The organism is Nocardioides sp. YR527 (assembly GCF_900101045.1).
GTDB lineage: Bacteria > Actinomycetota > Actinomycetes > Propionibacteriales > Nocardioidaceae > Nocardioides.
This window is the reverse complement of the sequence record NZ_FNFN01000018.1, coordinates 1-26,989: the sequence shown is the minus strand read 5'-3', so window position 1 is coordinate 26,989 and position 26,989 is coordinate 1. Positions and strand designations below refer to the sequence as shown.

At 70.2% G+C, this 26,989-nt stretch carries 28 protein-coding genes and 1 pseudogene; 15 read left to right on the top strand and 14 right to left on the bottom strand.

Annotated elements, in window-relative coordinates; genetic code table 11:
- Positions 1-10 precede the first annotated feature (10 nt).
- The 7 genes and pseudogenes from ureB to BLT25_RS29235 all read left to right on the top strand — a co-directional run bounded on the left by ureB (position 11) and on the right by BLT25_RS29235 (position 5,187).
- Positions 11-325 (top strand): urease subunit beta, encoded by a 315-nt coding sequence (gene ureB / locus BLT25_RS29260; protein WP_091053315.1) that lies wholly within the window; start codon positions 11-13, stop codon positions 323-325.
- Positions 325-2,019 carry an urease subunit alpha gene (locus BLT25_RS29255; protein WP_091053314.1) on the top strand — a complete coding sequence of 565 codons (1,695 nt, stop codon included), beginning with the start codon at positions 325-327 and terminating at the stop codon, positions 2,017-2,019. Before ureB ends, BLT25_RS29255 begins: the two co-directional genes overlap by 1 nt.
- Before the next feature lie 5 nt (positions 2,020-2,024).
- Complete coding sequence (locus BLT25_RS29250; protein WP_091053312.1) at positions 2,025-2,687, top strand: urease accessory protein UreF; 663 nt, start codon at positions 2,025-2,027, stop codon at positions 2,685-2,687.
- Entirely contained in the window at positions 2,680-3,423 is a 744-nt protein-coding gene (gene ureG, locus BLT25_RS29245; RefSeq protein ID WP_091053310.1) for an urease accessory protein UreG, read from the top strand. The genes BLT25_RS29250 and ureG overlap by 8 nt, the downstream gene beginning before the upstream one ends.
- Positions 3,404-4,150, top strand: coding sequence for an urease accessory protein UreD (locus BLT25_RS29240; protein ID WP_091053308.1), 747 nt, complete (start codon positions 3,404-3,406; stop codon positions 4,148-4,150). Before ureG ends, BLT25_RS29240 begins: the two co-directional genes overlap by 20 nt.
- Positions 4,151-4,162: 12 nt before the next feature.
- Positions 4,163-4,354 (top strand): annotated as a pseudogene (locus BLT25_RS30570) (LLM class flavin-dependent oxidoreductase); the annotation flags it as partial.
- Between the two features lie 77 nt (positions 4,355-4,431).
- On the top strand, positions 4,432-5,187 hold the full coding sequence (locus BLT25_RS29235; RefSeq protein WP_256328872.1) for an LLM class flavin-dependent oxidoreductase: 756 nt from the start codon (positions 4,432-4,434) through the stop codon (positions 5,185-5,187).
- 1 nt (position 5,188) lies between these two features.
- Here BLT25_RS29235 and BLT25_RS29230 read toward each other — a convergent pair whose 3' ends face one another.
- The 8 genes from BLT25_RS29230 to BLT25_RS29195 form a co-directional block, all read right to left on the bottom strand.
- Positions 5,189-6,379: an amidohydrolase gene (locus BLT25_RS29230; RefSeq protein WP_091053307.1), complete on the bottom strand. Its 1,191-nt coding sequence runs from the start codon at positions 6,377-6,379 to the stop codon at positions 5,189-5,191.
- A complete protein-coding gene (locus BLT25_RS29225; RefSeq protein WP_091053306.1) occupies positions 6,376-7,608 on the bottom strand; it encodes an amidohydrolase family protein in 1,233 nt (410 codons plus the stop codon). Before BLT25_RS29225 ends, BLT25_RS29230 begins: the two co-directional genes overlap by 4 nt.
- Positions 7,605-8,738, bottom strand: coding sequence for a hypothetical protein (locus tag BLT25_RS29220; protein ID WP_091053304.1), 1,134 nt, complete (start codon positions 8,736-8,738; stop codon positions 7,605-7,607). The genes BLT25_RS29225 and BLT25_RS29220 overlap by 4 nt, the downstream gene beginning before the upstream one ends.
- A 23-nt stretch (positions 8,739-8,761) precedes the next feature.
- The gene (locus BLT25_RS29215; RefSeq protein ID WP_091053302.1) at positions 8,762-9,616 is read right to left on the bottom strand and encodes an ABC transporter permease; all 855 of its coding nucleotides are present in this window, start codon (positions 9,614-9,616) and stop codon (positions 8,762-8,764) included.
- On the bottom strand, positions 9,613-10,386 hold the full coding sequence (locus BLT25_RS29210) for an ABC transporter ATP-binding protein (RefSeq protein WP_091053300.1): 774 nt from the start codon (positions 10,384-10,386) through the stop codon (positions 9,613-9,615). Before BLT25_RS29210 ends, BLT25_RS29215 begins: the two co-directional genes overlap by 4 nt.
- A 67-nt stretch (positions 10,387-10,453) precedes the next feature.
- Positions 10,454-11,119 carry a GntR family transcriptional regulator gene (locus tag BLT25_RS29205; protein ID WP_091053299.1) on the bottom strand — a complete coding sequence of 222 codons (666 nt, stop codon included), beginning with the start codon at positions 11,117-11,119 and terminating at the stop codon, positions 10,454-10,456.
- On the bottom strand, positions 11,119-12,579 hold the full coding sequence (locus BLT25_RS29200; protein ID WP_091053297.1) for an NCS2 family permease: 1,461 nt from the start codon (positions 12,577-12,579) through the stop codon (positions 11,119-11,121). Before BLT25_RS29200 ends, BLT25_RS29205 begins: the two co-directional genes overlap by 1 nt.
- 26 nt (positions 12,580-12,605) lie before the next feature.
- The gene (locus tag BLT25_RS29195) at positions 12,606-13,223 is read right to left on the bottom strand and encodes a TetR/AcrR family transcriptional regulator (RefSeq protein ID WP_091053295.1); all 618 of its coding nucleotides are present in this window, start codon (positions 13,221-13,223) and stop codon (positions 12,606-12,608) included.
- A gap of 105 nt (positions 13,224-13,328) precedes the next feature.
- On the opposite strand from BLT25_RS29195, the gene BLT25_RS29190 reads away from it, so the two are divergent.
- Both BLT25_RS29190 and BLT25_RS29185 read left to right on the top strand, forming a co-directional pair.
- Positions 13,329-13,700 (top strand): DoxX family protein, encoded by a 372-nt coding sequence (locus BLT25_RS29190; protein ID WP_091053294.1) that lies wholly within the window; start codon positions 13,329-13,331, stop codon positions 13,698-13,700.
- A gap of 22 nt (positions 13,701-13,722) precedes the next feature.
- Complete coding sequence (locus tag BLT25_RS29185; protein ID WP_091053292.1) at positions 13,723-14,367, top strand: NAD(P)-dependent oxidoreductase; 645 nt, start codon at positions 13,723-13,725, stop codon at positions 14,365-14,367.
- Positions 14,368-14,388: 21 nt separating this feature from the next.
- Here BLT25_RS29185 and BLT25_RS29180 read toward each other — a convergent pair whose 3' ends face one another.
- From BLT25_RS29180 to BLT25_RS29160, 5 genes are all read right to left on the bottom strand, one after another.
- Positions 14,389-14,790 (bottom strand): type II toxin-antitoxin system VapC family toxin, encoded by a 402-nt coding sequence (locus tag BLT25_RS29180; protein ID WP_091053290.1) that lies wholly within the window; start codon positions 14,788-14,790, stop codon positions 14,389-14,391.
- Positions 14,787-15,035: a FitA-like ribbon-helix-helix domain-containing protein gene (locus BLT25_RS29175; protein WP_091053289.1), complete on the bottom strand. Its 249-nt coding sequence runs from the start codon at positions 15,033-15,035 to the stop codon at positions 14,787-14,789. Before BLT25_RS29175 ends, BLT25_RS29180 begins: the two co-directional genes overlap by 4 nt.
- A gap of 39 nt (positions 15,036-15,074) precedes the next feature.
- Positions 15,075-17,489: a GH92 family glycosyl hydrolase gene (locus tag BLT25_RS29170; protein ID WP_091053287.1), complete on the bottom strand. Its 2,415-nt coding sequence runs from the start codon at positions 17,487-17,489 to the stop codon at positions 15,075-15,077.
- Positions 17,490-17,564: 75 nt separating this feature from the next.
- The gene (nemA, locus tag BLT25_RS29165) at positions 17,565-18,656 is read right to left on the bottom strand and encodes an N-ethylmaleimide reductase (protein WP_091053286.1); all 1,092 of its coding nucleotides are present in this window, start codon (positions 18,654-18,656) and stop codon (positions 17,565-17,567) included.
- 24 nt (positions 18,657-18,680) lie between these two features.
- On the bottom strand, positions 18,681-19,853 hold the full coding sequence (locus tag BLT25_RS29160; RefSeq protein WP_091053284.1) for an ROK family transcriptional regulator: 1,173 nt from the start codon (positions 19,851-19,853) through the stop codon (positions 18,681-18,683).
- Positions 19,854-20,022: 169 nt separating this feature from the next.
- On the opposite strand from BLT25_RS29160, the gene BLT25_RS29155 reads away from it, so the two are divergent.
- The 4 genes from BLT25_RS29155 (at position 20,023) to BLT25_RS29140 (ending at position 24,390) form a co-directional block, all read left to right on the top strand.
- Positions 20,023-21,294 carry an ABC transporter substrate-binding protein gene (locus BLT25_RS29155; protein WP_091053282.1) on the top strand — a complete coding sequence of 424 codons (1,272 nt, stop codon included), beginning with the start codon at positions 20,023-20,025 and terminating at the stop codon, positions 21,292-21,294.
- 99 nt (positions 21,295-21,393) lie between these two features.
- On the top strand, positions 21,394-22,332 hold the full coding sequence (locus BLT25_RS29150; RefSeq protein WP_256328869.1) for a carbohydrate ABC transporter permease: 939 nt from the start codon (positions 21,394-21,396) through the stop codon (positions 22,330-22,332).
- Positions 22,329-23,198: a carbohydrate ABC transporter permease gene (locus BLT25_RS29145; RefSeq protein ID WP_091053280.1), complete on the top strand. Its 870-nt coding sequence runs from the start codon at positions 22,329-22,331 to the stop codon at positions 23,196-23,198. The genes BLT25_RS29150 and BLT25_RS29145 overlap by 4 nt, the downstream gene beginning before the upstream one ends.
- A 7-nt stretch (positions 23,199-23,205) precedes the next feature.
- On the top strand, positions 23,206-24,390 hold the full coding sequence (locus BLT25_RS29140) for an AGE family epimerase/isomerase (protein WP_091053278.1): 1,185 nt from the start codon (positions 23,206-23,208) through the stop codon (positions 24,388-24,390).
- A gap of 2 nt (positions 24,391-24,392) precedes the next feature.
- On the opposite strand, the gene BLT25_RS29135 is transcribed toward BLT25_RS29140, so the two are convergent.
- Entirely contained in the window at positions 24,393-25,304 is a 912-nt protein-coding gene (locus tag BLT25_RS29135; RefSeq protein WP_091053276.1) for a dioxygenase family protein, read from the bottom strand.
- Positions 25,305-25,402: 98 nt separating this feature from the next.
- Here BLT25_RS29135 and BLT25_RS29130 point away from each other — a divergent pair, with 98 nt between their 5' ends.
- Together BLT25_RS29130 and BLT25_RS29125 are read left to right on the top strand one after the other, a co-directional pair.
- Positions 25,403-25,894 carry a MarR family winged helix-turn-helix transcriptional regulator gene (locus BLT25_RS29130; RefSeq protein WP_091053275.1) on the top strand — a complete coding sequence of 164 codons (492 nt, stop codon included), beginning with the start codon at positions 25,403-25,405 and terminating at the stop codon, positions 25,892-25,894.
- Positions 25,895-25,896: 2 nt separating this feature from the next.
- Positions 25,897-26,637 carry an AAA family ATPase gene (locus BLT25_RS29125; RefSeq protein ID WP_091053273.1) on the top strand — a complete coding sequence of 247 codons (741 nt, stop codon included), beginning with the start codon at positions 25,897-25,899 and terminating at the stop codon, positions 26,635-26,637.
- Positions 26,638-26,989: the final 352 nt, after the last annotated feature.

The following is a 26,989-nucleotide window of genomic DNA, read 5'->3' as shown; positions in this document are numbered from 1 at the left end:
GGAGATCTCCATGCAGTCCAGCGGTCCCGGAGCCGTACGCGTCGCCGACGGCACCATCCGGCTCAACACCGACCGGAGCGAGTCGGAGCGGCGTACGTTGGTGGTCCTCAACACCGGCGACCGGCCGGTCCAGATCGGCTCCCACATCCACCTCGCCGAGGTGAACTCGGCCCTCGCCTTCGACCGCGACGCGGCCGAGGGGTTCCGGCTCGACATCCCCGCCGGGACCTCGCGCCGGTTCGAGCCGGGCGCGTCCCGGGAGGTCGCGATCGTGGCGCTCAAGGGCGCCCGTCGTGTGCCCGGCATCCAGGTGAAGGAGGCATGATGGTGGAGATCAGCAGGAGCGAGTACGCCGCGCTCTACGGCCCCACGACCGGCGACCAGGTGCGCCTGGGTGACACCGACCTGTGGATCGAGGTCGAGGACGACCTGACCGCCGGCGGCGAGGAGTCGGTCTTCGGCGGCGGCAAGTCGATCCGCGAGTCGATGAACCAGTCGACGGTGCCGCGGGCCGAGGGTGCGCTCGACACGGTGATCACCAACGCTCTCGTGCTCGACCACTGGGGCATCGTCCGCGCCGACGTGGGGATCCGCGGCGGAAGGATCGTCGCCCTGGGTCGCTCCGGCAACCCCGACATCGCCGACGGGGTCCACCCCGACCTGGTCATCGGACCGGGCACCGACGTGGTCAGCGGCGAGGGGAAGATCCTCACCGCCGGGGCGATCGACGTCCACGTACATCTCCTGTCCCGCTCCCAGATCGTCGAGGCGATCTCGACCGGGACCACCACCGTCGGCGGTGGCGGCACCGGACCCTCGGAGGGCTCCAAGGCCACCACGGTCACCCCCGGACCGTGGCACCTGGAGACCATCCACCGCGCGCTCGACGACATGCCGGTCAACCTGCTGCTGATGGGCAAGGGCAACACCGTCTCCGCCGCCGGGCTGGCCGAGCAGGCGCTGGCCGGAGCCGCCGCCTACAAGGTCCACGAGGACTGGGGCTCGACCCCGGCCGCCATCGACGCCTCTCTCAAGGCCGCCGACGAGCACGGCCTGCAGGTCACCCTGCACTCGGACTCGCTCAACGAGGCGGGCTACCTGGAGTCGACGGTCGCCGCGATCGCCGGCCGTTCCATCCACGCCTTCCACGCCGAGGGCGCCGGGGGAGGACACGCGCCCGACATCCTCTCGGTCGCCTCGCTGCCCTACGTCATCCCCGGCTCCACCAACCCGACCCTGCCGCACACCGTCAACACCGTCGCCGAGCACCTCGACATGCTGATGGTCTGCCACCACCTCAACCCCCGCGTGCCCGAGGATCTGGCCTTCGCCGAGTCCCGGATCCGGGCGACCACGATCGCCGCCGAGGACGTACTGCACGACCTCGGCGCTCTCTCGATCACCTCCTCCGACGCCCAGGCGATGGGCCGCATCGGCGAGGTCGTCTGCCGCACCTGGCAGGTCGCCCACGCGATGAAGGCGCGCCTCGGCTCGCTGGGTGGCAAGGCCGACAACGTGCGAGCGAAGAGGTACGTCGCGAAGTACACGATCAACCCCGCCATCGCCCACGGCATCGCCGCCGAGGTCGGCTCCGTGGAGCCCGGCAAGATGGCCGACCTGGTCCTGTGGGACCCGCGGTTCTTCGGCATCCGGCCCGAGGTCGTGATGAAGGCCGGCGCCCTGGTCTGGGGTGCCCTCGGTGACCCGAACGCCTCCATCCCGACCCCGCAGCCGGTGCTCATGCGACCCACGCTGGTGGGACCGGGGGCGGACCACGCGGTCTCGTTCGTCGCGCCGTCCGCGCTGGACGCCGGCCTCGCCGAGCGCCTCGGGCTGCGTCGGCGCCTGGTCGGGGTCGCCCCGACCAGGGACGTCGGGAAGGCGCAGATGGTCAACAACTCCGCGACCCCGGACATCCGGGTCGAGCCCGAGACGTTCCGCATCCACGTCGACGGCGAGCTGATCGAGCCCGCCCCCGCGACCGAGCTGCCGCTGACGCAGCTCTACTCGATGTTCTGAGCGCGATGTCGGACGACCTGCTCATGATGCTGCTGGCCGACGCCCGCCTCCCGGTCGCCGGCCACACCCAGTCCGGCCAGCTCGAGGCGGCCGTACGCTCCGGGCTCACCGCCGACCAGGTGCCGGACTTCATGCGGTCGCGACTGGCCAGCGTCGTGCGGGTCGAGGCGGGCACGGCGGTGGTGGCCCTGCATCGGCTGCGCGCCGGTCTGCCGTTGGAGCCGGTCCTGGACGCCTGGGCGGCGCGCACGCCCGCGGCCTCGATGCGGGATACCTCGCGCACCCTCGGTCGCGCACTGTTGAGGCTGGTCAGGCGCCTGTTCCCGGAGTCGCCGCACGTCGTGGAGGTGGCCGGTCTCGAGCGGCCCTGCCGCCCGCTCGTCCTGGCCGCGGCGGCCGCCACCGGTGGCATCGCGCCGGCCTCGCTGGGCCGGCTGGTGGCGTACGACGACCTGCAGACGGTCGCCTCGGCATCCCTCAAGCTGCTGCCCCTCGACCCGCTCGAGAGCACCTCGTGGGTCTACGACCTGCTGCCGGAGGCCGAGCGGCTCGCCGCCGAGGTCGCCCCGCTCACCGACCCCCATCACATCCCGGCGCCCAGCGCGCCCCAGCTAGACCTGTGGGCCCAGACCCACGCCCACACGACCAGGAGGTTGTTCAGTGCCTGAGACCAAGACAGAGAATGGGACGAAGAACGACAGGGGGCTGCGCATCGGAGTGTGCGGGCCGGTCGGGACCGGGAAGAGCTCGCTCATCGCGCTGCTGTGCCGCGAGCTCTCCGCCGATCTGGAGATCGGTGTGGTCACCAACGACATCTATACCGACGAGGACGCCCGCTTCCTCCGCTCCGCGGGCGTGCTCGACCCGGCCCGCATCCGTGCCGTCGAGACCGGCGCCTGCCCGCACACCGCCATCCGCGACGACGTGACCGCCAACCTGATCGCCGTCGAGGAGCTCGAGGAGGAGTTCGCGCCCCTGGACGTGGTCCTGGTCGAGTCCGGCGGCGACAACCTCACCGCCACCTTCTCCCCGGCGCTGGTCGACACCCAGATCTTCCTGATCGACGTCGCCGGCGGCGGCGACGTCGCCCGCAAGGGCGGCCCCGGCATCGAGCGCGCGGACCTGCTCGTGGTCAACAAGACCGACCTCGCCCCGTACGTCGGTGTCGACCCGGTCGCGATGGTCTCCGACGCGGGGTCGGTCCGCGAGGGCCGTCCGGTCATCGCGCTCTCCCGTACGGACCCGGCCTCCGTGGAGGCGCTGGTGGGGTGGGTGCGGTCCGAGCTGACCCGGCACCGCGGTGGATCCCTCGTCCCGGCCGACCCGGGTCCGATGGCGCCTCACTTCCACGCGGACGGAACCAGCCATACCCACGAGCACGACCATGACCACCAGCACGCCTGAGCTGGCCAGCGGGTCCCTGACCCGGGTGCGGATCGGCGCCGTCGACGGCACACGGGTGCGTGTGGAGACCGACATGACCGGCCCGGCCACGGCGCCGGCCCTGCGGCCGATGCTGCTCGCCAGCGACGCCCGCTCGGCGCGGATCTCGCTGGTCCCCGACGGCGCGATGCTCCTGGCCGGCGACGACGTCACGGTCGAGGTCGAGGTGGGGGAGGGTGCGAGCCTGACCCTGGTAGAGCCTGCCGGGACGGTCGCCTACGACATGGATGGCGGCCACGCGTCCTGGTCGGTCGCGATCACCCTCGCCACGAACGCCACCCTGGTCTGGGCCGGCGAGCCCTTCGTCGTCTCCGCCGGCGCCGACGTCACCCGCGACACCCGGGTCACGCTCGGCCCCGGCGCCAGGCTCGCCCTCCGCGAGACCCTCGTCCTCGGCCGCCACGGGGAGCGGCCCGGCCGGGTGAGGACCACCTGGGCGGCCCACGAGCACGACGGCCGGCCGCTCCTGGTCGAGTCGCTCGACCTGGACGCGAGCTCCCTGGCGCCCGGGCTCCTCGGCTCGCACCGGGTGCTGGCGTCGGTCACCTCGTTCGGGCGAGACGTACCGCCCGACGTCTGCCCGGAGGGCCGGCTCGACCTCGAGCGCGGCGGCACCCTGTGGCGCCACCTGGCCGACGAGACCCACGAGGTCCCGACAGAGCCGTGGGAATGCGCCACCACTGGTTGATGTTTCAACGGCATGACTGACATCGAGTTCGGACTGGACACCTTCGGCGGGGTCACCCGCGACGCCGAGGGCAAGCCGCAGCACCACGCGCAGGTGATCCGGAACATCGTCGAGGAGGGCGTGCTCGCCGACCAGGTCGGGCTCGACTTCTTCGGGGTCGGCGAGCATCACCGCCGCGACTTCGCCGTCTCCAGCCCGGAGATGGTGCTCGCCGCGGTCGCCTCCCGCACCGAGAGGCTCCGGCTCGGCTCTGCGGTGACCTGCTCAGCTCTGATGACCCGGTGCGGGTCTTCGAGCGGTTCGCCACCCTCGACGCGGTCTCGAACGGCCGCGCCGAGATCGTCGCCGGGCGCGGGTCGTTCACCGAGTCGTTCCCGCTGTTCGGCTTCGACCTCGCCGACTACGAGGAGCTCTTCGAGGAGCGGCTCGAGCTGCTCGCCGCGCTGCTGAAGGAGGAGAAGGTCACCTGGGAGGGTCGCACCCGCGCTGCGCTCACCGACCAGGAGGTCTTCCCGCGCACCGAGAACGGCCTGACCGCCTGGGTCGGCGTCGGCGGGAGCCCGGAGTCGGTCGTCCGCACCGCCCGCCACGGCTTCGGCCTCTTCCTGGCGATCATCGGCGGTCCGGCCGACCGGTTCGCGCCCTACATCGACCTCTTCGAGCGGGCCCAGGACGAGTTCGGGACGCCTCGGCAGCGCGTCGCCGTCCACTCGCCCGGATTCGTCGCCGAGACCGACGAGCAGGCCCGGGAGACCGTCTACGAGGGCTGGCTGGCGATGCGTACCCAGATCGGCCGCGAGCGCGGCTGGCCGCCGCCCTCGCCCGGTGACTTCGAGCGCGAGATCGAGGGCGGGTCCCTCTACGTCGGCTCGCCCGAGACGGTCGCCCGGAAGCTGGCCGGCACCATCAAGATCCTCGGTGTCGACCGCTTCGACCTCAAGTACGACCAGGGTCAGGTGCGCCACGAGGACCTGATGGGCTCGATCGAGCTCTACGGCACCCAGGTCGTGCCGCTCGTCAAGGAGATGCTGGGCTGACTCAGCCCAGCGTGACGGTCTCGACGCGGGTGGCGACCACCTCGCCGGCATGCAGGACGGTCCGCGAGGTGGGAGCGGCCGCGACGGCCGCGGCGGGCGTCGGCACGTCGAGCACCAGCAGGTCCGCCGGCGCGCCGACGACGATGCCGTACGCGTCGAGGCCCATCGCCCGCGCGGCCGCGTCGGTGACGAGGTCGAGGGCGACGGCGAGGGTCTCGTCGGTACGGAACCCGGACTGGTAGGCGACCTGGCGGGCGATCGCGAGCATGTCGCCGTCGCCGTAGGGCCACCAGGCGTCTTGGATGTTGTCCGAGCCGGACCAGACGGTGGCTCCCTCCTCACGCAGCGCCAGCACCGGCGGCATCGGCCCGGCCGGCCCGTTGGTCAGCACCGAGACGCCCGCCTCGGCGAAGAGCCCGCCGACCCGGCGGGCCTCCTCGAGAGGGATCGAGCCGAGCCCGTACGCATGGCTCACGTTCACCCGCCCGCCCAGCCCTTCGGCCCGGGTCCGCTCCGCGATCAGCTCGTACTGACGGACAGCGGGAGCGCCCAGGTCGTGGAGGTGGATGTCGACACCGGCGCCGTGCCGGGTGGCGAGGCCGAAGACGATGTCGAGGTGGGCCTCGGCGTCGCCGTCGAAGCCGTCCGGGTCGAGCCCGCCGACGAGGTCAGCGCCCGCGGTCAGAGCCTCGTCGAGGAGCTTCTCGGTGCCGGGCGAGGTGGTGATCCCGCTCTGCGGGAAGGCGACGATCTCGACGCGCAGCCGGTCGCGGAGCGCCTCGCGCACCTCCAGGACCGCTGCCAGACCGGCGAGGCCGACCTCGGGGTCGATGTCGACATGCGTACGCACCGTCCCGGTGCCGAACGAGATCATCTGCTCGGCCAGTGCACGAGCTCGATCCACCACGGGCACGCCGACCTCGCCGCGCAGGGTGTGCTCGGCCGCCACCCGCTCGCGGACGGTCGTGCCGGGACGGTGCGGGTGCCAGCCGGAGCCGATCAGGGTCTTGTCCAGGTGGGCGTGGCCGTTGACGAGGGCGGGGAGCAGGAGGGAACCGTCCAGATCCATGTCGCCCTCGGTGACCGAGGAGGACGGCTGCGAGACCGCCGAGATCGTCCCGTCGGCCACCGAGACGTCGACCCGGGAGCCGTCGGCCAAGGTGGCGTTGCGAAGTGTCCTGCTGCCGGTCATGAGGTGACCTCCATGGTCTGTGTACGGATGCTGCGTTGCCGATGTACGAGCGTCCCCGACCGGAGCGAGGCCAGGACCGAGGGCACCTGGAGCGCGACGAGCCGGGGGTCGTCGGTGTCCAGGACCACCAGGTCGGCCACATCGCCCGCCGTGGTGCCGTGCGGGGCCCGCCCGAGGATCGCGGCCGGGTGGTCGGTGATCGAGGCGAGGAGCAGGTCCAGCATCTCAGCACCGACGAGCTGCCGGGTGAGCCCCGCGGTCCAGGCCGCCTGGAGCAGGTTGCCGTTGCCGTAGGGGGAGAAGGCGTTGTGCAGGTTGTTGTTCGAGACCGCGACCCGCACCCCGGCGGCATGCGCCCGCTCCAGAGGAGCCAGGCTGCGGCTGCCGGGCTCGCCGGAGCCACCCAGGTAGAGGTCGGTCGCCGGCATCACGACCAGCGAGATCCCGGCCTCCGCCATCAGGGCGTACGCCACCTCCTGCTCGTCCACGGGCATCGCCGCCAGCTTGGTGACGTGCCCGATGGTGACGTGGCCCTGCATCCCGAGCGCGCGGGTGCGCTCGGCGACGGCCGCGACCATCGATCCCGAGGGGTCGTCGTCGAAGTCGAGGTGCAGGTCCACCGGGAGACCGAACCGATCGGCCAGGCCGAAGACGACGTCGAGGTGGGCCTCCTGGTCGTCGTCGACGTAGGGGCATCCGCCGACGACGCCACCGCCGTGCCGCAGCGCGGCGCTCATCAGCGCGGTCACCTCGCGGGAGAGCCCGTTCTGCGGGAAGACCGAGAGCTGCAGGTCGATCCGCTCGGCGTTCTCCTCGCGCAGCGCGATGTGCAGGTCGAGCATGTCGAGCCGGATGTCGGCGTCGACCTCGACGTGCGCCCGGGCGGCCACGACCCCGTGGCGCACCAGCGACTCCACACCCTGCCGGGCGCCGACCTCGACGATCCCCGCGGGCTGCGTACGCCGCACCTCCTGCATCAGCGTGATCGCCGGGCCGACGCCCGGGCCGGTGGGCTCGAGCCCACCGGCGCCGAGCAGATGAGCCTTGTCGAGGTGGACGTGGGCGTCCACGAAGGCGGGCATCACGACCGCTCCGTCGGCGTCCACGACGGTCTCCGGCCCGATGGGGGACGGGCCGGAGAGCGTCGAGACGACTCCGCCGTCGATCCCGAGATCGACCAGGCCGGCGGACGTACGGGCCCCGAGAATGCGCGCGACAGGAGTGGTCAACGCTTGATCTCGGGGTCGATGTAGTCGTTGGTGACCAGGTCGTCGCCGGTGATCTCCGGGACCTCCTTGCCGCCGTCCTTGAGCACGGCTGTCATCTTCTCGATCACGCTGTCGACGCGCGCGACGTCGAAGCTGCCGTAGGCGCCGTCCGGGCCGTTCGCGACGAGCCCCGTCTCGACCTGGACCTTCACCGAGTTCTCGTTGCCGCCCGGGGTGATCGGGGGACCGTCCTTGATGGCGTCGGCGATCTCGATCAGGGTGTCGTTGACCGGTTTCGGGTCCTTCAGGTAGTCGATCTCCGACTGCTGCAGCAGCGGCACCAGCTCGGTCAGGCACGGGCTCAGGGTCTCCTCGTCGTCGGCCCGGACCGCGTACGCCTGCTGGTAGACCTGGTAGCCGGCGTCGTCGAGCGTCAGGTGGGCGGTCGGCTTGGCCCACTCGGCGACGTCGTGCTCCCAGCGGTAGGGCTCGTTGCTGACGTAGCCCTGCTGGAACAGCGCCCCGTCGTCGGCGACGAACCGGCTCGGGCTGCCGTCGAAGGAGCCGTCGAGCTGCTTCTCGTCGACGAGGCCCTCGTGCACCAGGTAGTCGACCCAGCTGACGCCCTGGGCGTGCAGGACCGGCGCGCCGGTGGCCTTGAGGTCGTCCCAGGTCTTCACCTCGGGGAACTTCGCGGGGTCGAACATGACCATGAACGGCGACTTCTGCATCATCGTGAACACGCCACGGGTGGGGAACTTCTCGTAGTCGCGGATCGCGATGTCGGTGGCGACCACGCCGAGGTCGATGGTGTCGTCGGTGTACAGCTGCGCGGTCACCGGCTGGCCGCCGATGAAGGGCCCGCCGAGCCGGATCTCCGCGGTGACCCCGGTGTCACCGATCTCGCCGACGTAGGCGCCCTTGTCGACATCGATCTCGCCGTCGGGGCCGATCAGGTTGTAGGCGGGGGACCGCTCGGGGGTGGCGTACCAGTCGGTCTGGATGACCACGGTCGAGGGGCAGACGGCGGCGAGCGATCCCTCCGGGGCGTCGGGGTCGCCGATCGCCTCCTCGCTGCCACCGCATCCGGTGAGCGCGAGCGCGGCGAGTGCGGTGGTGGCGGTGATGCGGGTCCAACGGGTGTACGTCATGGGGTTCTCTCCAGGGGTGGGGGTCAGCGGCGAGGTGAACGGTGGGCCTCGACGGTGCGCAGGACGGCGCCGAAGAGCAGGAACAGGACGATGCCGACGAGCGAGGAGGCGGCGAGGGCGGCCATCATCAGGTCGGTGTCGAGGCTCTGCCGGTAGGTGTCGATCAGCCGGCCGATGCCGGGCTGTCCCTGCCGGAAGAAGAAGTCGGCGATGATCGAGCCGACCACGGCCATCCCGGCCGAGATCCGGAAGCCGGCCAGGGCCGCGGGGAGCGCGGCGGGCAGCTGGAGGTGGATGAGCCGCTGCCAGCGCGAGGCGCGGAAGAGCGAGAACTGGTCGTGCAGGTTGTCGTCGACCGAGGCGATGCCGAACATCGTGTTGGTGATGATCGGGAACAGCGAGTGCAGCACGCACACGACCAGCCGCGAGGTGAAGTCGTAGCCGAACCAGAAGCCGAGCAGCGGCACCATCGCCAGGATCGGGATGGTCTGCAGGATCACGGCATAGGGGTAGAACGACGCCTCCGCCCAGCGGGCCTGGCTCATCACGATCGCGAAGAACACGCCGATCGCCATCGCCAGCACCAGACCCACCAGGGCGATCCTCGTGGTCGACCAGAGCGCGGTGAAGATCTCGGTGCGGCCGGCTTCCTGCAGGAAGCCCGCCTCGAGCACCTCCCACGGCGAGGGCAGCAGGAACTGGCGGGTGGGGGAGAGGAGCTGGGTGCTGACCAGCGTCCAGACCCCAAGGACGATCACCAGGGTGAGGACGGGGGCGACCCAGCGTACGGTCCGGCTGCCGTGGCCCGGGTCGAAGCGCAGGAACGGGACCTTCGTCAGCGGGCGGGTCTCCGGCTGGGTCTCGAGCAGCGCGGTCATGCGGCCGCCTCCTTCTTCTGGTGGGCGTCGGAGAGGGCGTCGGAGACCTGACGGCACAGCTCTGCGTACTCGCTGCTGAAGCGCAGTCCCTCGGGGCGCGGCCGAGGCAGGTCGATGCGGAGGTCGGCGACGATCCGTCCCGGCTGGGAGGAGAAGACCAGGACCCGGTCGGAGAGGAAGACCGCCTCGGGGACCGAGTGGGTCACGAAGATCCCGGTGAACGGGTCGGTCGCCATCAGGGTGTCGAGCTGGCCGTTGAGGTCCTGGCGGGTGATCTCGTCGAGGGCGCCGAACGGCTCGTCGAAGAGGAACAGCTCCGGCCGCTGGACCAGCGAGCGGGCGATCGAGACCCGCATCCGCATCCCACCCGAGAGCTGGGCCGGCCGATGGTCCGCGTACGCAGCCAGCCCGACGACCTCGAGCGCCGCGCGTGCCCGCTCCTCGGCCTCCGCCCTCTTGGTCCCGGCCAGCCGCAGCGGGAGGACCACGTTGCCCAGGGCCGTGCGCCACGGCAGCAGCGTGGCGTCCTGGAAGACGTAGCCGACCTCGCCGTCGCCGCGCTCGACGCTGCCGCTGGTGGGCATGTCGAGACCGGCGACCATGCGGAGCATCGTCGACTTGCCGCAGCCCGAGGGCCCGACGAAGGAGACGAACTCACCGGCGCGGATCTCGAAGCTCGCCTCGGCGAGCGCGGTGGTGCCGTTGGGGAACGACCTGGTGACGCTGTTGCCGGCCACCAGCACGGGCGGCTCCGTATACCGTTCGATCATTCTTGTATACAAACAGTGAGCGGTTTCGTCCCCGTTTCAGGCGACGGCCGGTCTGGTTACGCCGGGGTCAGGGTCGCTGGCGCTCCGCGCGAGCCACCAGCAGGTCGACGAGCAGGTCCGCGTCACGGGTGACATCGGCGCGCATCGAGGACTCGGCCCGCTCCTGGTCCCCGGCCAGGACCGCCTCGGCGATCTCCTGGTGGTGCTTCCAGGACTGGCCCGAGCGCTCCTCGAGCTGCATCTCGAAGACCCAGCGCACCTGCATACGCAGCGACCGGGTCATCTTGGCGAGCTCGTCGTTGCCCGAGGCGATCCCGATCGCGTCGTGGAAGCGCGCGATCAGCTCCGGCAGGGCGGCATAGTCACCGGCGGCGGTCGCGCTGGTGCCGAGCTCGAGCACCTCGGTGAGCTCCTCGCCCTGGTCGCCGCCGTGCCGACGGGCCGCGAGCCCGGCGGCCAGGACCTCGAGGTTCTCCCGGATCACCATGAGCTGCCGGGTCTTCTGCGCCGAGGGGAAGGCGACCGTCGCGCCGCGCCGCGGCACGGTGTCGACGAACCCCTCCTGGGCCAGCACGTGCAGCGCCTCCCGCGCCGGGACGCGGGAGACCCCGTACTCCGTGGCGAGCGCCTGCTCGCGCAGCCGGTCGCCGGGCGCGAGCTCGCCGGCCATGATCTTGCGACGGATCTCGCGGGCGACCACCTCGCGCAGAGGCTGCGGGGTGGACGGGTCCATCAGCCGATCCAGCTCGAGATCGGGTGGATCGCGAAGTAGACGGCGAACATGACGGCCACCAGCCACATCAGCGGGTGCACGCTCCGGGCCTTGCCGCGGACGATCTTGATGAGGACGTACGCCAGGAAGCCGGCGCCGATGCCCACGGAGATCGAGTAGGTGAACGGCATCAGCGCGATGGTCAGGAACGCCGGGATCGCGATGTCCGGGTCGGCCCAGTTGATGTCCTTGACCTGCTGCATCATCAAGAAGCCGACCAGCACCAGGGCGGGCACCGCCGCCTCCGACGGGATGACCTCGACGAGCGGGGCGAGGAACGTGGTGAGCAGGAAGAGCACACCGGTCACGACCGCCGCCAGACCGGTGCGGGCACCCTCGCCGACGCCGGATGCCGACTCGACGTAGGAGGTGTTGGAGGAGACGCCGCCGGCACCACCGGCCGCGGCGGCCAGCGAGTCGACGACCAGGATCGAGCGCGTACGCGGCGGGGTGCCGTCCGCACGGAGCAGGCCTGCCTCGGAGCCGATCGCCGTCATCGTGCCCATGGTGTCGAAGAAGTCGGCGAGCATGAGCGTGAAGACCAGCAGCACCGCGGTCACGATGCCGACGCTCTCGAACGAGCCGAGCAGGTTGAACTCGCCCAGCGTCGTGAACGAGGGCCAGTCGACGATCTTGTCCGGGAAGGCCGGCACGTTGAGCGCCCAGCCGGTCGGGTTCTCGGCGCCGCCCTTGCCGACCCCGACGATCGCCTCGACGACGATCGCGAGCACCGTGGTCGCCGCGATCGAGATCAGGATCGCACCGCGCACCTTGCGCACCCACAGCGTGATCACCAGGACCAGGCCGATCACGAAGACCAGCACCGGCCAGCCCGCGAGCTGCCCGGTCGGGCCGAGCTGGACCGGAACGGTCGTGTTCGCGGCGTCGGGGATGCGGCGTACGAACCCGGCATCGACGAAGGCGATCATGGCGATGAACAGACCGATACCGACCGAGATCGCGGTCTTGAGCTCACGCGGCACGGCGTGGAAGACGGCCTCGCGGAACCCGGTCAGCACCAGCACGAGGATCACCAGACCCTCGATCACCACCAGCCCCATCGCGTCGGCCCAGGTCATCTGGCTCGCGATCGAGAAAGCCACGAACGCGTTGAGCCCGAGCCCGGTCGCCAGGGCGAGAGGGTAGTTGGCGACGACCCCCATCAGGATCGTCATCACGCCCGCCACCAGCGCGGTTCCGGCCGCGATCGCGGCCAGGTTGTCGCCGCTGGTGCCGCCGAGGAGGTCGCCGTTCACGTCCTCCGCGAAACCGAGGATCAGCGGGTTCAGCGCGACGATGTAGGCCATCGTGAAGAAGGTGACCACGCCGCCGCGGACCTCGCGCCCGACGGTCGACCCGCGGGCGCTGATCTGGAAGAACCGGTCAAAAGTGTTGGTGCGTGATGGCGTCGAGGTGCTCACGGCGGCATCTTCGCAGATCGCGGGGGTCAGTCGGACAAGCGCATCAGCGCGCGGTACATCTGCCGCGGTGTAGGTGGCTCAGGAAGCGGTTGCGCCGCCTCGGCGGCGAAGGCCTGGATGAGAAAGCCGACCAGCCGCTTCCAGGCGTCCGGAGCCGCGTTGCGGGTCGCGGTAACGACTCCGGCGTTGGCCATCAGGATGAGTGGCACGTCCTGGTGGGTGAAGTCCTGCCGGAGCTGTCCGCTCTCCTTGGCGCGATCCAGCAGGACGCCGAGCGCCTCGGCCGCGCGGTTCCGGTCGTCCTCGAGTGCGTTCGCGGTGGGGAAGGTGAGCGTGAGAACGTCGGCGAAGCCCCGGTCGTCGGCCTGCATCCGGCACACCCGCTCGATGTAGCCGCAGAACCCATGCCACGGGTCTGGGTCGGCCAGGGCCTCGTCGGTGGCCGTGACGTAGGCGGACATTCTGTCGGCGAACACCGCGCCGACCAGGTCGTCGCGGGTGGGGAAACGCCGGAAGAGTGTCGCCACTCCGACGCCGGCGCGGCGGGCGATCTCGTTGGTCGAGGCATCCAGGCCCTGCTCGGCGAAGAGGTCCCGCGCGGCGGCGAGAACCCGCTCGCGGTTCCTCTCGGCATCTGCACGCATGCAGACATCCTATCCAGCGATGTGGAATAGATGTTCCACTTGCTCTGTTACGGTCCTTGAAACGGAGTGCCCGCTCCACTAATACGACTCTGAGAGAGACGAACCATGAACGTGTTCCTGTGGATCCTGCAGGGCGTGCTGGCCGCGATGTTCCTGATGGCCGGCGTGACGAAGTCGACCCGGCCGAAGGAGAAGGTCGCCGAGAAGCTGCCGTGGGCCGAGGACTACGCGGCCGGCACCGTGCGTTTCATCGGCATCGTGGAGCTGCTGGCCGCGATCGGCCTGATCCTCCCCGCGGCCCTCGGCATCCTGCCCGTCCTGACCCCGCTTGCCGCGACCGGCCTGGCCATCATCATGGTGCTTGCGATGAACGCCCACCGCCGACGCAACGAGCCGGGTGCGATCGTCTTCAACGCAGCGATCCTCGTCGTCGCAGTCGTCGTCGCGTGGGGCCGTTTCGGGCCGTACGCCTTCTGATCTGCCCGAGGAGAGGCAAACCGTGAACGTCACCGTCTTCGGCGCCACCGGCGCCATCGGCCGGCTCACCGTGGCCGAGCTGCTTGACCGCGGCCATACTGTGACCGCCTACGTCCGCAACCCGCAGAAGGTCCCCGAATCCTGGGCCGAGGGCAACGTGAACGTCGCCATCGGCGAGATGTCCGATGCCGAGGCCATCGACTCCGCGGTAGCCGGCGCCGCGGCCGTCGTCTCCACGCTCGGTCCGAGCATGGACCGCAAGGCGGTCGGCACGCCTCTGGTCCCCGGTACCGGTTACATCCTCGCCTCGATGAAGAACCATGGCGTGCGCCGCTTCGTCGGTCACGCCACCCCGTCGATCCTCGACCCGCAGGAGTCGCCGACCGCGATCAATCGGCTGACCGGCTTCTTGGCCCGGACCTTCCTTCCCCGTGCCTACGAGGAGCTCGTCGGCATGTCTGACCAGATCAAGGCCTCTGGCCTGGACTGGACGATCGTCCGGTTCATCCGACCGACGAACAAGCCCAAGCAGCCCCGAGTACGGTCCGGCTTCTTCGGCCCGGACAACCTGGGGTTCTCCGTCTCTCGCGCCGACATCGCCGCCTTCACCGCCGCGCAGGTCGAGGACACCGCGTACGTCGGTCGTGCCCCTGCGATCAGCAACTGACCCCGCTGGGTGGCGGTCACGTCAGTTGATCGTTCTCACCGGGCAGCGGGCGACGCCGGCCTTGGCGATGCGTACGTCGGCGGTGACCAGGGTGAGATCGTGTGACTCGGCGACGGCGACATAGCCGGCGTCATAGGTCGACAAGTTGCTGCGCAGGTCCCACATCCGGTTCAGGCAGGGGCCGGTGGGTGCGGTGATCACGGTGATCGCCTGGAGCCAGTTCAAGGCACGTTCTGCGTCTTGGTCGGTGAGCTTGCCACCCAGGAGGAGCCCGCGGAAGACGCTGAGCACCTCGGTGCGCCAGACTTCCGGGACGACCCATTCGGGGTCTTCGGCGAGGATCTTGGTCGCCGCGTTCACCCGAGGATCGATGTCAGGATCCGCGAAGAGAAGGGCCACCGCGGAAGCGTCGGGGACGATCACGCAGTGCCCTCGGTGCGCTCGCCGCGAGCAGTGTCCCGGGCGGCGAGCACATCCTCGGTGGTGAACTTGGAATCGCCCCTGCTGGCGACCACCCGGTCGATCAGAGTCTGATTGTTGGCGAAGGACGCCTCCCGGAGCACCACGTCACGCAGGTAGGAGTTCAGCGACTGGCCACGGTCCTTCGCGCGCTGGGCCAGGACGTCGCGTACGTCCTCTGGGATGTCGCGGATCTGCAAGTACGCCATGCACTCATTGTGAGTGCAGTATGCACTCTCTTCAAGTGGTCAGTCGGTGTGATAGATCGGCAGGTCGGACTCGGCGGCGCCCCACTCCTGGTTCGGGGTCGTGCCGACGTCGACGCGGACGGTGCCGCCGCGGGTCATCACCGACTCGGGGAGCCACGACTGGCTGCGTGCTGCGCCGTCGAGGGTGACGGACTGGACGTAGATGTTCTCGGCGCTCGCCCGGGGTGACTCGATGGTGATGTCGACGCCGTTGCCGCGATGGATGGTGACCTTCTCGAAGACCGGGCTGGAGATGAGTATCTCGGCGCGGGCGGGGTCCTGCGGGTAGATGCCCATCGCGGAGAAGACGTACCACGCCGACATGGTGCCGAGGTCGTCGTTGCCGGGCAGGCCGCGTGGGCCGGTCCCATAGGCCAAGTCGGCCATGGCGCGGACCGTCTCCTGGGTCTTCCAGGGCGCGCCGAGGGCGTTGTACATCCACGGGACGTGGATGCCGGGCTCGTTGGTCGGGTCGTAGCGCAGCGCGTCGCCGCCGGTGTACTGCCAGGAGCCGTCGGCCTTGTGGAAGAACGCGTCCAGCCGCTGGATCGCCCGCTCGCGCCCACCGACGGCCTCGGCCAGCCGGGCCACGTCGTGCGGCACCATCCAGGTGTACGTCGCGCTGCTCCCTTGCGCGAAGCCGGTCTGCGTCGACGGGCTGAAGCCGGAGACCCAGCTCCCGTCGGCGTTGCGGGCCTGCTGGTAGCCGTCGGTCGCGGTCGCAGCCGGGTTGAAGGTGTGCTGCCACCAGCCGGCCCGCTCCATCAGCGAGTCCGTCTCGGCCGCGGGCGCGCCGAGACGTCGGCCCCAGTCGGCGAGCGAGTAGTCGGCGACGGCGTCCTCGAGGGTCTCCGCGGCACCGCCCCAGCAGCGGCAGGTGTCCTGGGGTGCGTACCCCTTGGCCAGGTAGTCGGCCAGGTTCGGCCGCTGGCCGATGCACTGGCCCGGGCAGCCGTAGCTGGACAGGCCGTCGGGGTGCGGCACCGTCGCCTGGCGGACCAGGGACTCGTACGCCCCGGCGGCGTCGAAGTTGCGGACGCCGAGCGCGTAGAACCCGGCCAACGTCGGGGCAGAGGGATCGCCGGTCATCACGTGCGTCCAGCCGCTCAGGTGGACCCAGCGGTCCCAGACGCCGCCGTGCTGGCGCGAGTAGGCGTGCAGCGAGCGGGCGAAGTCGCCGGCGACCCGCGGCTCCAGGAGCGCGAGCAGCTGGGTGTGGGCGCGGTACTGGTCCCAGCCGGAGAAGTTGCCGTACTGCGCCTGCTGGCCGCGCTCGATCCGGTGGACCTCCTGGTCACTGCCCCAGTAGGTGCCGGCCACGTCGGAGATCACGTTGGGCTGCAGGTAGGAGTGGTAGAGGCCGGTGTAGAACGCAGTCTGCTCCTCGTCGGTGCCGCCGGCGACCTCGATCGAGGAGAGCGCCCGACGCCACTCGGCCCTGGCTTCCGATGCGACGGAGGAGACGGTGTCGCGCCGCCCGATCTCGGCGGCGAGGTTGGCCTCGGCCGCGGACTGGCTGGTGTAGGAGATCCCGATCCGCATCCGCACGCTCTGGTCACGGCTCGGGTCGAACGAGACGTACCCGCCCGAGCCCTGGCCCTGTCGGGCGGCGCCGGTCTCGTAGCCTTCACCGCCCCGTGCCTCGGTCGATCCGGGCTGGAGCTCGCCGTTCACCCAGGTGCCGTGCCCGCTGAAGCCGCGGTCGAACTGCGCGGTGAAGTAGAGCCGGTAGTAGGAGCGCTTGTTGCTCCCGCCGCCGTTGCCGCGCCGGCCGCAGAACGCGCCGGTGAGCACCGAGCCGCTGACGGTTCGCTTCGCCTCGTCGATCCGCGTCACCGCGCTCTCGCTGCCGTTGAGCGAGTTGGAGGTGCGGAAGAGCAGGTTGGCCGGTTTGTCGGCCGGGAAGGTCAGGTCGCTGACCGAGGCCCGGGTGGTCACTGCGGTGTCGACCTCGGCGCCGTTGGCCAGGCCCAGCCGATAGCGCCCCGGCTCGGCCAGCTCGTCGGCGTGGCTGAAGTCCGAGGCGTACGTCGCATCGGTCACGTCGGCGGTCGGCGAGCCGGTCATCTCGCCGGTGTGCGGGAAGATCGGTACGTCCCCGGCGGCTCCGGGGTGGCAGCCCGCGCCGTTGACGTGGGTCAGCGAGAAACCGCGCAGCCGCGTGGTGTCGTAGGAGTAGCCGTTCGACGCGGCGGTATTGGTCTGGTCGCCGGCCGTGGAGGTCGGGCTGAAGGAGAGCATCCCGAAGGGGCGTACGGCACCGGGGTAGGTGTTGCCGCCGTTCGAGGAGCCGATCAGCGGGTCGACCAGCGCGACCGGGTCAGGCGTGGGCGCCACGGCCTGGGCCGCCGAGGAGGGGGAGAGCGCGCCGCCGAGCAGCGCGAGGGACAGGGCAGAAGTCGCGAGAACCCGCATGGCGGAGGACCCTGCCAGAGAAAGGTCCTCCGCCGTGCGGGTTCAGGTGAGGTCGCGATGAACCTCAGACGACGCTCAGGCGGTCCACTCGGGGTAGTCGGTGTAGCCGGCCTCGCCGCCGCCGTAGAAGGTCGACAGGTCGGGCTCGTTGAGCGGCAGGCTCTGCTCGAGGCGCCGGGGCAGGTCCGGGTTCGCGATGAACGTACGCCCGAACGCGGCCGCGTCGATCAGGTCGGCCTCGAGGAGGCGGGAGGCCTTCTCCGTGGTGTAGGCGCCGGCGCCCACGATCGGGCCGGGGTGCGCGGTGCGCAGCTGCTTGCGGTAGTCGTCGGAGAGCTCCGGGCCGCCGGCCCAGTCGGGCTCGGACAGGTGCAGGAAGGCGATGCCGCGCTTGCCGATCTCAGCAGCCAGGTGGAGCCCCATCTCGGCGCCCTCGGGGTCCTCGAGCCCGTTGAAGGAGCCGATCGGGGAGATCCGGATGCCGACGTGCTCGGCGTCCCACTCGTCGACGACCGCGTCGAGCACCTCGAGCGTCAGCCGCGCCCGGTTCTCCAGCGAGCCGCCGTAGGAGTCGGTGCGCTCGTTGCTGCTCGCGCTGGTGAACTGGTGGAGCAGGTAGCCGTGGGCGGCGTGGATCTCGACCATGTCGAAGCCGGCCTCGCGGGCGTTGCGGGTGGCGCGGCGGTAGTCCTCGATCAGGTCCGCGATCTCGGCGGTCTCCAGGGCGCGGGGCGTGGGGCAGTTGACCCGGGTCGGGGTGCCGTCCTCGCCGCGTACGGTCGTGCGGTTGCGGTAGGGGAGTGCGGAGGCGCTGACCGGGAGGTCGCCGTCGTGGAAGGACTCGTGGGAGACCCGCCCGGTGTGCCACAGCTGCGCGGCGATCCGGCCGCCGGCCTCGTGGACGGTGTCGGTGACGTGGCGCCACCCCTCGACCTGCTCGGCCGAGTAGATGCCCGGGGTGTCCATGTAGCCCTTGCCCTGCGGCGAGATCTGGGTGCCCTCGGAGACGATCAGCCCCGCCGAGGCACGTTGGCGGTAGTAGTCCGCCATCAGCGGGTTGGGTACGTCGCCGGGCTGCGAGGCGCGCATCCGGGTCAGTGGCGCCATCAGGACGCGGTTGGGGAGGGTCGTCGGACCCAGGCTCAGCTGCGAGAAGAGTGAAGTCACGAGACGCTCAACGTAAGCGAGCGCTCATATTGTTCCCGGCGGCGCCGGATTGGCCGATCCGGCGATGACCAGCGCGCCCATGACGCCCGCGTTGTCGCCGAGCTCGCTGGGGACGACGTCGAGCGCGGCAGCGGTGTCGGGCTGGGTGAAGCGGTCGATCGAGTCCTTGATGCCGAGGACGAAGGACTCCGACTGGCGCATCGTGTCGCCCACCACGATCAGCGCCGGGTTGAGGTGGTTGCACAGGTCTGCCAGCACCCGGCCGACCGCGCGGCCGGCGTCGTCGAGGATCCGGTTGACCCGGATGTCGCCCTCCTGGGCGAGCTCGAGCAGGCGCTCGACGGTGAGCGTCTCGTCGTAGGCGGGCTGCAACAGCTCGACCAGCCGGGAACCGCCGAAGGCCTTCTCCAGGCAGCCGCGGTTGCCGCACCGGCAGATCGGGCCGTTGTCCTCGAAACGTACGTGGCCGATCTCGCCGGCGATCCCGGTGATCCCGCGGTAGAGCTTGCCGGCCAGGACCAGCCCGGCGCCGATGCCGCTGGACGCCTTGACGTAGATGACGTCGTCGACGTCGCGCGCGGCGCCGTACTCGACCTCGGCGAGCGCGCCGAGGTTGGCGTCGTTCTCGATCTGGACGGGCATGCCGATGCGGCGGGCGAGCTCCTCGCCCGGGGCGAGGTCCATCCAGTTCCCGAGGATGGGGGAGACGACGATGCCGCTGTGCGGGTCGACGGGGCCGGGAATCCCCATGCCGACACCGAGGACACGGTCCTTCTTCGGGTCGATGCCCACCTCGGCCAGGCACTCGCGCACGAGTGCCGCGGCACGGTCGATGGTCTCGACCGCGGAGTTGTCGACATCGAGCCGGATCTCGTGGTCGATGAGCGGCTTCGCGGTGAGATCGGCGACCGCGACCCGGACGTGGCGATGGCCGATGTCGACGCCGATGAGCGTGCCGGGGGAGCCGCTGATGGTGAGGAGTGACGGCGGCCGCCCGCCGCCCCGGGCGAGGGCGGCACCGGTGGTCTCGACGATCTGCTCGGAGGCGAGCAGCTCCTGGACGATGCTCGACACGGTGCTGCGGGAGAGTCCCGTGCGCTGGGCGAGCTCGGCGCGGCTGACCGGCGCCGACCGTCCCAGCAGGTCCAGAACCTGGGAACGATTGGCGACGCGCAGCCGCGATTCCGGAGTGGTCATGGCGTGACTGTAGGTGATTATGTCGATTTGCGACAGATCTCAGGTTGAAAACGTCCGGCGTTATGCGTTGACTGGACAGAACCAAGAGGCGTACGTTGTCCCGGCACGCGACCGCGAGTAACCCAGATCACACACCGACGTGGCGGTCGCGCAACCGGAGGATTCAACAATGAACGCAACGCGTAAGGCCCTGGCCGCCGGCCTGGCCGCCCTGAGCCTGCTGGCGGTCTCCGCCTGCGGCAGTGACAGCGAGAGCGGCAGCACCGATGAGGTGGAGGTCTTCACCTGGTGGGCCGAGGGCAGTGAGAAGGCCGGGCTCGACGCCTTGGTCAAGGTGTTCGACGAGCAGAACCCCGACCTGAAGTTCGTCAACGGTGCCGTCGCCGGTGGCGCCGGCAGCGACGCGAAGAACGTGCTCCAGTCCCGCCTGCAGAACGGTGAGCCGCCGGCCACCTTCCAGGCGCACGCTGGTGCCGAACTGACCGACTACATCAACGCCGGCCAGATCGAGGACCTCACCGACCTCTACGAGGAGAAGGGCTGGAACGAGCAGTTCCCGGAGGGTCTGCTCGAGCGTCTGACCCAGGACGGCGGCATCTACTCCGTCCCCTCGAACATCCACCGCGCCAACGTGCTGTGGGCCAACCCGGCCGTCCTGGAGAAGGCCGGCATCGAGGCCAACAAGACCTACGACTCGCTCGACGCCTGGATCGCCGATCTGAAGAAGATCAAGGCCAAGGGCATCATCCCGCTCTCGATCGCGACCGACTGGACCCAGGTCCACCTGCTCGAGACCGTGCTCCTCGCCGATCTGGGCGCCGAGGCGTACAACGGTCTGTGGGACGGTACGACCGACTGGGGCGGCAGCGAGGTCGAGGCCGCGCTGGCGGACTACAACACCCTCCTCGAGCTGACCAACACCGACCGCCAAGGCCTCGACTGGCCGGACGCGACCCAGCTGGTCATCGACGGCGACGCCGCGTTCAACGTCATGGGTGACTGGGCCGAGGCGGCCTTCCAGGAGCAGAAGAAGACGCTCGGCACCGACTACACCGCGGTCCCGGTCCCGGGCACCGACGGCGTCTTCGACTTCCTGGCCGACTCGTTCACCATGCCGGTGGACGGCCCGAACTCCAAGGGCACCGAGGCCTGGCTCGACACCATCGCCAGCGACGAGGGCCAGGTGGCCTTCAACAAGGCGAAGGGCTCGATCCCGGCCAGCACCACGGCCGACACCGCCGACTTCGGTGAGTACCAGCAGACCGCGATCAAGTCGTGGGGCGAGGACGAGATCGTGTCCTCGCTCGCCCACGGCGCCGCGACCTCGGTCAACTGGCTGACCGACATCACCGCCGCTGTCGCGAAGTTCGGTAGCAACAAGGACGCCGCCGAGCTCCAGGAGGGCCTCGTCGAGGCCGCCGAGGACAACAAGCCCGAGTGACGGGGCTCTCCCGAGCCTGACGAGATCATCTGGTCCGAGGGGCTGCGGCCGCACCAGCTGCCGTGGCCCCTCGGCCGCCCCTTGTGAAAGGACGGACACATGTCCTCCACGGTGCCCAGCGCCGTCAAGCGGCCACGACGGCCCAAGGGCCGCATCGGCGGCCACGGGTGGGTCGCACCCGTACTCCTGATCCTGCCGACCGTCATCGTCATCGGTGTCTTCGTCTACGGCCTGATCGGGTCCAACATCAACACGTCCCTCCAGGACCGCCACACCATCGGGCCGTCCCAGGGTTTCGCCGGTCTGGACAACTATCGCGACCTGTTCACCGACGACGACTTCATCTACTCGCTGCGCAACCTGCTGCTCTACACCGCGACGTTCCTCGTCGGCACCCTGTGCCTGGGGTTCCTGTGGGCGTGGCTGCTCGAGCGCAAGGCTCGCGGCGAGTCGCTGTTCCGGGCCATCTACCTGTTCCCGATGGCGGTCTCGTTCGTCGCCTCAGGTGTGGTGTGGCGCTGGCTGCTCAACAACGCCGAGGGTGAGCGTGCCTCCGGTCTGAACCGGCTCTTCGACACCCTCCACCTCGACTTCCTGCAGAACCCGTGGTGGACCGACGAGCGGTGGGGCATCCTCGCGATCGCGGTCCCCGCGATCTGGCAGCTCAGCGGTTACGTGATGGCGCTCTTCCTGGCCGGCTTCCGCGGCATTCCCGAGGAGCTGCGCGAGGCCGCCCGGATGGACGGCGCCTCGGAGTGGCAGCTCTACCGCCACGTGATCTTCCCGCAGCTGAGCCCGGTCGCCCTCTCGGCGATCATCATCATCGGCCACATGTCGCTGAAGGTCTTCGACCTGATCATGGCGATCGCGGGTCAGACCAACTACACGACCCAGGTCCCGGCCACCCAGATGTGGATCGAGTTCACCCGCGGCGACTACGCCAAGTCGGCCGCCATCGGCACCGTCCTGCTGGTGATCGTGGCCATCCTGATCGTTCCCTACCTCGTCTCGACCTACCGTCAGGAGCGCCGCCGATGACTACCGATGCCATCCCGGCAGCCGTCGCGACCAAGATCCCGGGCCAGCGCTCGCGCGGGATCTGGCGCACGATCAAGTACGTCCTGCTGATCGTCTTCGCGCTGATCGTCCTGATCCCGGCGTACGTCCTGATCGTGACCAGCTTCAAGGGGCTCGGCGACGCGACTCCCGCCAACGCCTGGAAGCTCCCCGAGTCCTGGGAGACGGCCGGCTGGGCGCGCGCCTGGGAGCAGCTCGGGCCGGCCCTGGGGCGTACGTTCGCCATGGTCATCCCCGCCTCGATCATCTCCTCGGTGCTCGGCTCGATGAACGGGTTCGTGCTCTCGAAGTGGCGGTTCCCGGGCGCCGACGTGGTGTTCACGCTGATCCTGTTCGGGATGTTCATCCCCTACCAGGCCGTGATGGTGCCGCTGGTGCAGCTGATGGGCAACCTCGGCGTGCCCTCGGGCATCCCGAGCCTGATCGTGCTGCACGTGGTCTACGGCCTGCCGATCACCACGCTGATCTTCCGCAACTACTACGCGGGGGTCCCGGTCGAGCTCGTCGAGGCCGCTCGGGTCGACGGCGCCGGCATGCTTCGGACGTACGCCTCGGTCATCCTGCCGATCTCCGCGCCGGCGTTCGTGGTGGTGCTGATGTGGCAGTTCACCTCGGCCTGGAACGACTACCTGTTCGCGCTCTTCTTCTCCACCTCGCAGAACGGGCCGGTGACGATCGCGCTCAACTTCCTGGCGAGCGGTCAGCTGCAGGACTACTCCGCCAGCATGGCGGGCGCGCTGATCGCGTCCGTCCCGACCCTGATCATCTACATCCTGCTCGGCCGCTACTTCGTGGGCGGGCTGATGGCAGGATCGGTCAAGGGATGATCGACCGGTGATCGACGCAGACGCCGAGTGCCGCCGGCTGGCCGGGTTCGCCCGGCCGTCGGCGGCCTCGCCCGCCGGCTTCTGGTGGCTGGACGAGTCCGGTCGCCCGGACCCTGCCGAGCCGGTGCACACCTGGATCACAGCCCGGATGACCCATGTCTTCGCGCTCGCGCACCTGCGCGGAGATCTCTCCGACGCCTTGGACCTCGCCGCTCATGGCATCCGGGCGCTGTCGGGTGCACTGCGTGACGACGAGCTCGGCGGCTGGTACGCCTCGGTCTCGGGTCAGGGCGAGCCGGTCGGCACCCTCAAGGAGGCCTATGCCCACGCCTTCGTGATCCTGGCCGCGAGCAGCGGCGTCGCGGCCGGTGTGCCCGGTGCCGACGCGCTGCTCGACGAGGCGCTGGGCGTGATGCAGCAGCACTTCCTCGACGAGGACGGCCGGGTGGTCGACAGCCTCGAGCGCGACCTGGCGTCGGGGGAGGCCTATCGCGGGGCCAACTCCAGCATGCACACCGTCGAGGCGTTCCTGGCCGCCGGTGACGTCACCGGCGACCGCGCGTGGCACCAGCGGGCGCTCGCGATCGCCGAGCACCTGATCCACGGTGTCGCCCGCTCCCACGGCTATGACCTGCCCGAGCACTTCGACCTCGCCTGGTCGCCGCTGCCGGACTACAACGCCGACCGTCCCGGCGACCCGTTCCGCCCCTACGGCTGCACGCCGGGGCACCTGCTGGAATGGTCGCGGCTGCTGTTGCACCTCGACGCCTCTCTGCCGGAGCCTCCGTCGTGGCTGGTCGAGGACGCGCGGGCGCTCTTCGCGCGTGCCGTCGAGGTCGGCTGGTCTCCCGACGGCGAGCCGGGCTTCGTCTACACGACCTCCTGGGACGGCGCCCCCGTCACCCGGCTGCGGCTGCACTGGGTGGCCGCCGAGGCGATCGCCGCCGCGGGCGCCCTGCACACCCGCACCGGGGAGGCGGCCTACGAGGAGTGGCGCGAGCGCTTCGAGACGTACGCCTCAGGGCACCTGCTCGACCACGAGCTCGGCAGCTGGCATCACGAGCTGGACGAGCACAACCAGGTCTCGCACGTGATCTGGCACGGCAAGCCCGACGTCTACCACGCCTACCAGGCGCTGCTGCTCGCGCGGATGCCGCTGGCCCCGGTGCTGTCGGTGCAGCTGCGCCCGTAGCCTCAGGCCGCTTGGAAGGAGCGGCGGGAGAGGCCCAGGCCGTAGCCGTCCAGGGTGGTGGTGACCGGCGCCGCCGGGTCCGTGGCCGCGCCCAGGGTGACGAAGAGCGGGGTGAAGTGCTCGACGGTCGGGTGTGCGTACGGCATGCCCGGGGCGGCGGTGCGGAACCTGGCCAGCTCGGCGACGTCGCCGCGGTCCAGGGCGTCGGCCGCCCAGGCGTCGAAGTCGGAGGACCAGCCGGCCGGCTTGTTCTCGGTCATCATCTCGCGGGTGATGAAGGGCAGCCCGTGGGTCATGTGGCCCGAGCCGACCACGAGCACGCCGTGCTCGCGCAGCGGCCGCAGGCGCTCGCCGAGGGCGAGCAGCTTGTCGGGGTCATCGGTGGGCAGCGAGAGCTGCACGACCGGGATGTCGGCGGCCGGGTACATGATCTTCAGCGGCACCCACGCGCCGTGGTCGAGGCCGCGGCGGGTGTGCTGGTGGGCGGTCTCGGCGTCGGGCATCAGGGCCGCGGTCGTGCGGGCGAGCTCGCTCGCGTCCGGGGTGTCGTAGCGCACCGAGTGGTAGATCGGGTCGAAGCCGCCGAAGTCGTAGACCAGCTCGTCGGGGCGGGTCGCGCTGATCGAGAGCGGCGCCGACTCCCAGTGGGCGGAGACGACCAGGATGGCTTTCGGCCGGGGCAGCGACCGGGCCCAGGTGTGCAGCGGGTCCAGCCACTCCGGGCTCTGCAGCGGCAGCGGTCCACCGCCGTGGGACAGGTAGAGGCTCGGCAGCGGCCCGTCTGCCGGCGTCCAGACGCGGTGCGGGTCGGCCGCCTCGCGCGCCTGGACCGTCCGCAGGTGCTGGGCGAACGGGTGCGTCTGCGGGAGGCGGGCGTCCGCGGCGGCGGTCGTGCTCTCGGGGGCGGTGGTCATGGCGGGCTCCTGCGGGTCGGGCGCAATGGTTGTTGCTTGAACTAACTCTACGCGACCGTTGTTTGTTCCGGACAACTTTCTGCGGCACACTCCCTGGCGTGGAGGGCAACTGGCTGTCGCCGGCGGAGCGGGCGGCATGGGTTCGCCTCATCGCCGTGCTCGAGCTGCTCCCGGGAGCTCTCGACTCCCAGTTGCGCCGCGATGCGGGCCTGACCCATTTCGACTACGGCGTGCTGGCCATGCTCTCCGAGGTGCCCGACCGGACCCTGCGGATGACCGAGCTGGCCGGCTACACCAACGCCACGCTGCCGCGGCTCTCCAACGTCGTCAAGCGCCTGGCCGACCGCGGCCTCATCGAGCGCCACAACTGCCCGGGCGACCGCCGCGCGACCAACGTACGTCTCACCGAGGCCGGCCACGAGAAGATGGTCGCCTCCGCCCCCGGTCACGTGGACGCGGTGCGCGAGTACGTCTTCGACGCCCTGACTCCCGATCAGGTCGACCAGCTCTCCGAGATCGCCGGGAGCGTGCTCGAGCGCCTCGACCCGACCGGCACCCGCCGCCCGCCGATCGATCCGGCGGCAGGCTGAGGATGCGGTTCGACGAGCGCTACGTCGCCCGGATCACCCTCGACCCCCGTCACGACACCGGTCGGTACCCGTTCACCCTGCCGGCGGTCCGCGAGCTGGCCGGCGGGAACGGCATCGAGCTCGACGAGCGGGTGACGTTCCTCGTCGGCGACAACGGCACCGGAAAGTCCACGATCATCGAGGCGATCGCGGTCGCCTCGGGATTCAACGCCGAGGGCGGCTCCGTCTCGTTCCGGTTCGCCACCCGCGCGACCGAGTCGTCGCTCGCGGACTACATCGTGATCGAGCGCGGCCTCAAGCGGCCCCGCGACGGCTACTTCCTGCGTGCGGAGTCGTTCTACAACGTCGCCACCGAGATCGAGCGCCTCGACCTGGACACCTCGGACTCCTACGGCGGGGTCTCGCTCCACGAGCGCTCCCACGGCGAGTCGTTCCTCGACCTGGTGATGCACCGGTTCGGGCCTGGTGGGCTCTACATCCTCGACGAACCCGAGGCCGCGCTCTCGGTCAAGGGCTGCCTGGCGCTCGTCGCGCGCATCATCGAGCTCGCGGACGCGAGGTCTCAGTTCATCATCGCCACCCATTCCCCGGTCCTGCTTTCGGTGCCCGGTGCGACGATCCTGCAGTTCTCCGAGGACGGGAGTGCCGAGGAGGTTGCGTACGACGACGCCGAGCCGGTCAACCTGACTCGGCGGTTTCTCTCGGACCCGTCGCGGTATCTGCGGTACGTCCTGGAGGACTAGGTCTCTGGGGGCTGGTGACTTGTGTCTGGGTTCCAGCGTGGGTGGGGCCAATACGTGGTTTGGGTTGGGAGATTTCAAGACAGGGTGTCTGGGTTGGGTGCCATTTACCTGTCTTGCGGGCTTCCAGCAGCGGTCCGGGTTTTGTTGGGGATACCTGTCCCTGACTGGGTTCATTGGTTTTGCTTTGTGTGGTAGGCTCGGCGCAGGCGTAAACGTGAAGGCCGACCACCTCGAAAGAGGCGTGCCCTATCCATCCAAGAGATATCGGGTGTGGGGTATTCCAGGGGATCCAGGGGCGTGCACGCTGAGCTGCGAGGGTAAGTAATAGCCCGTACTGCCGGGCCTCCGAGAC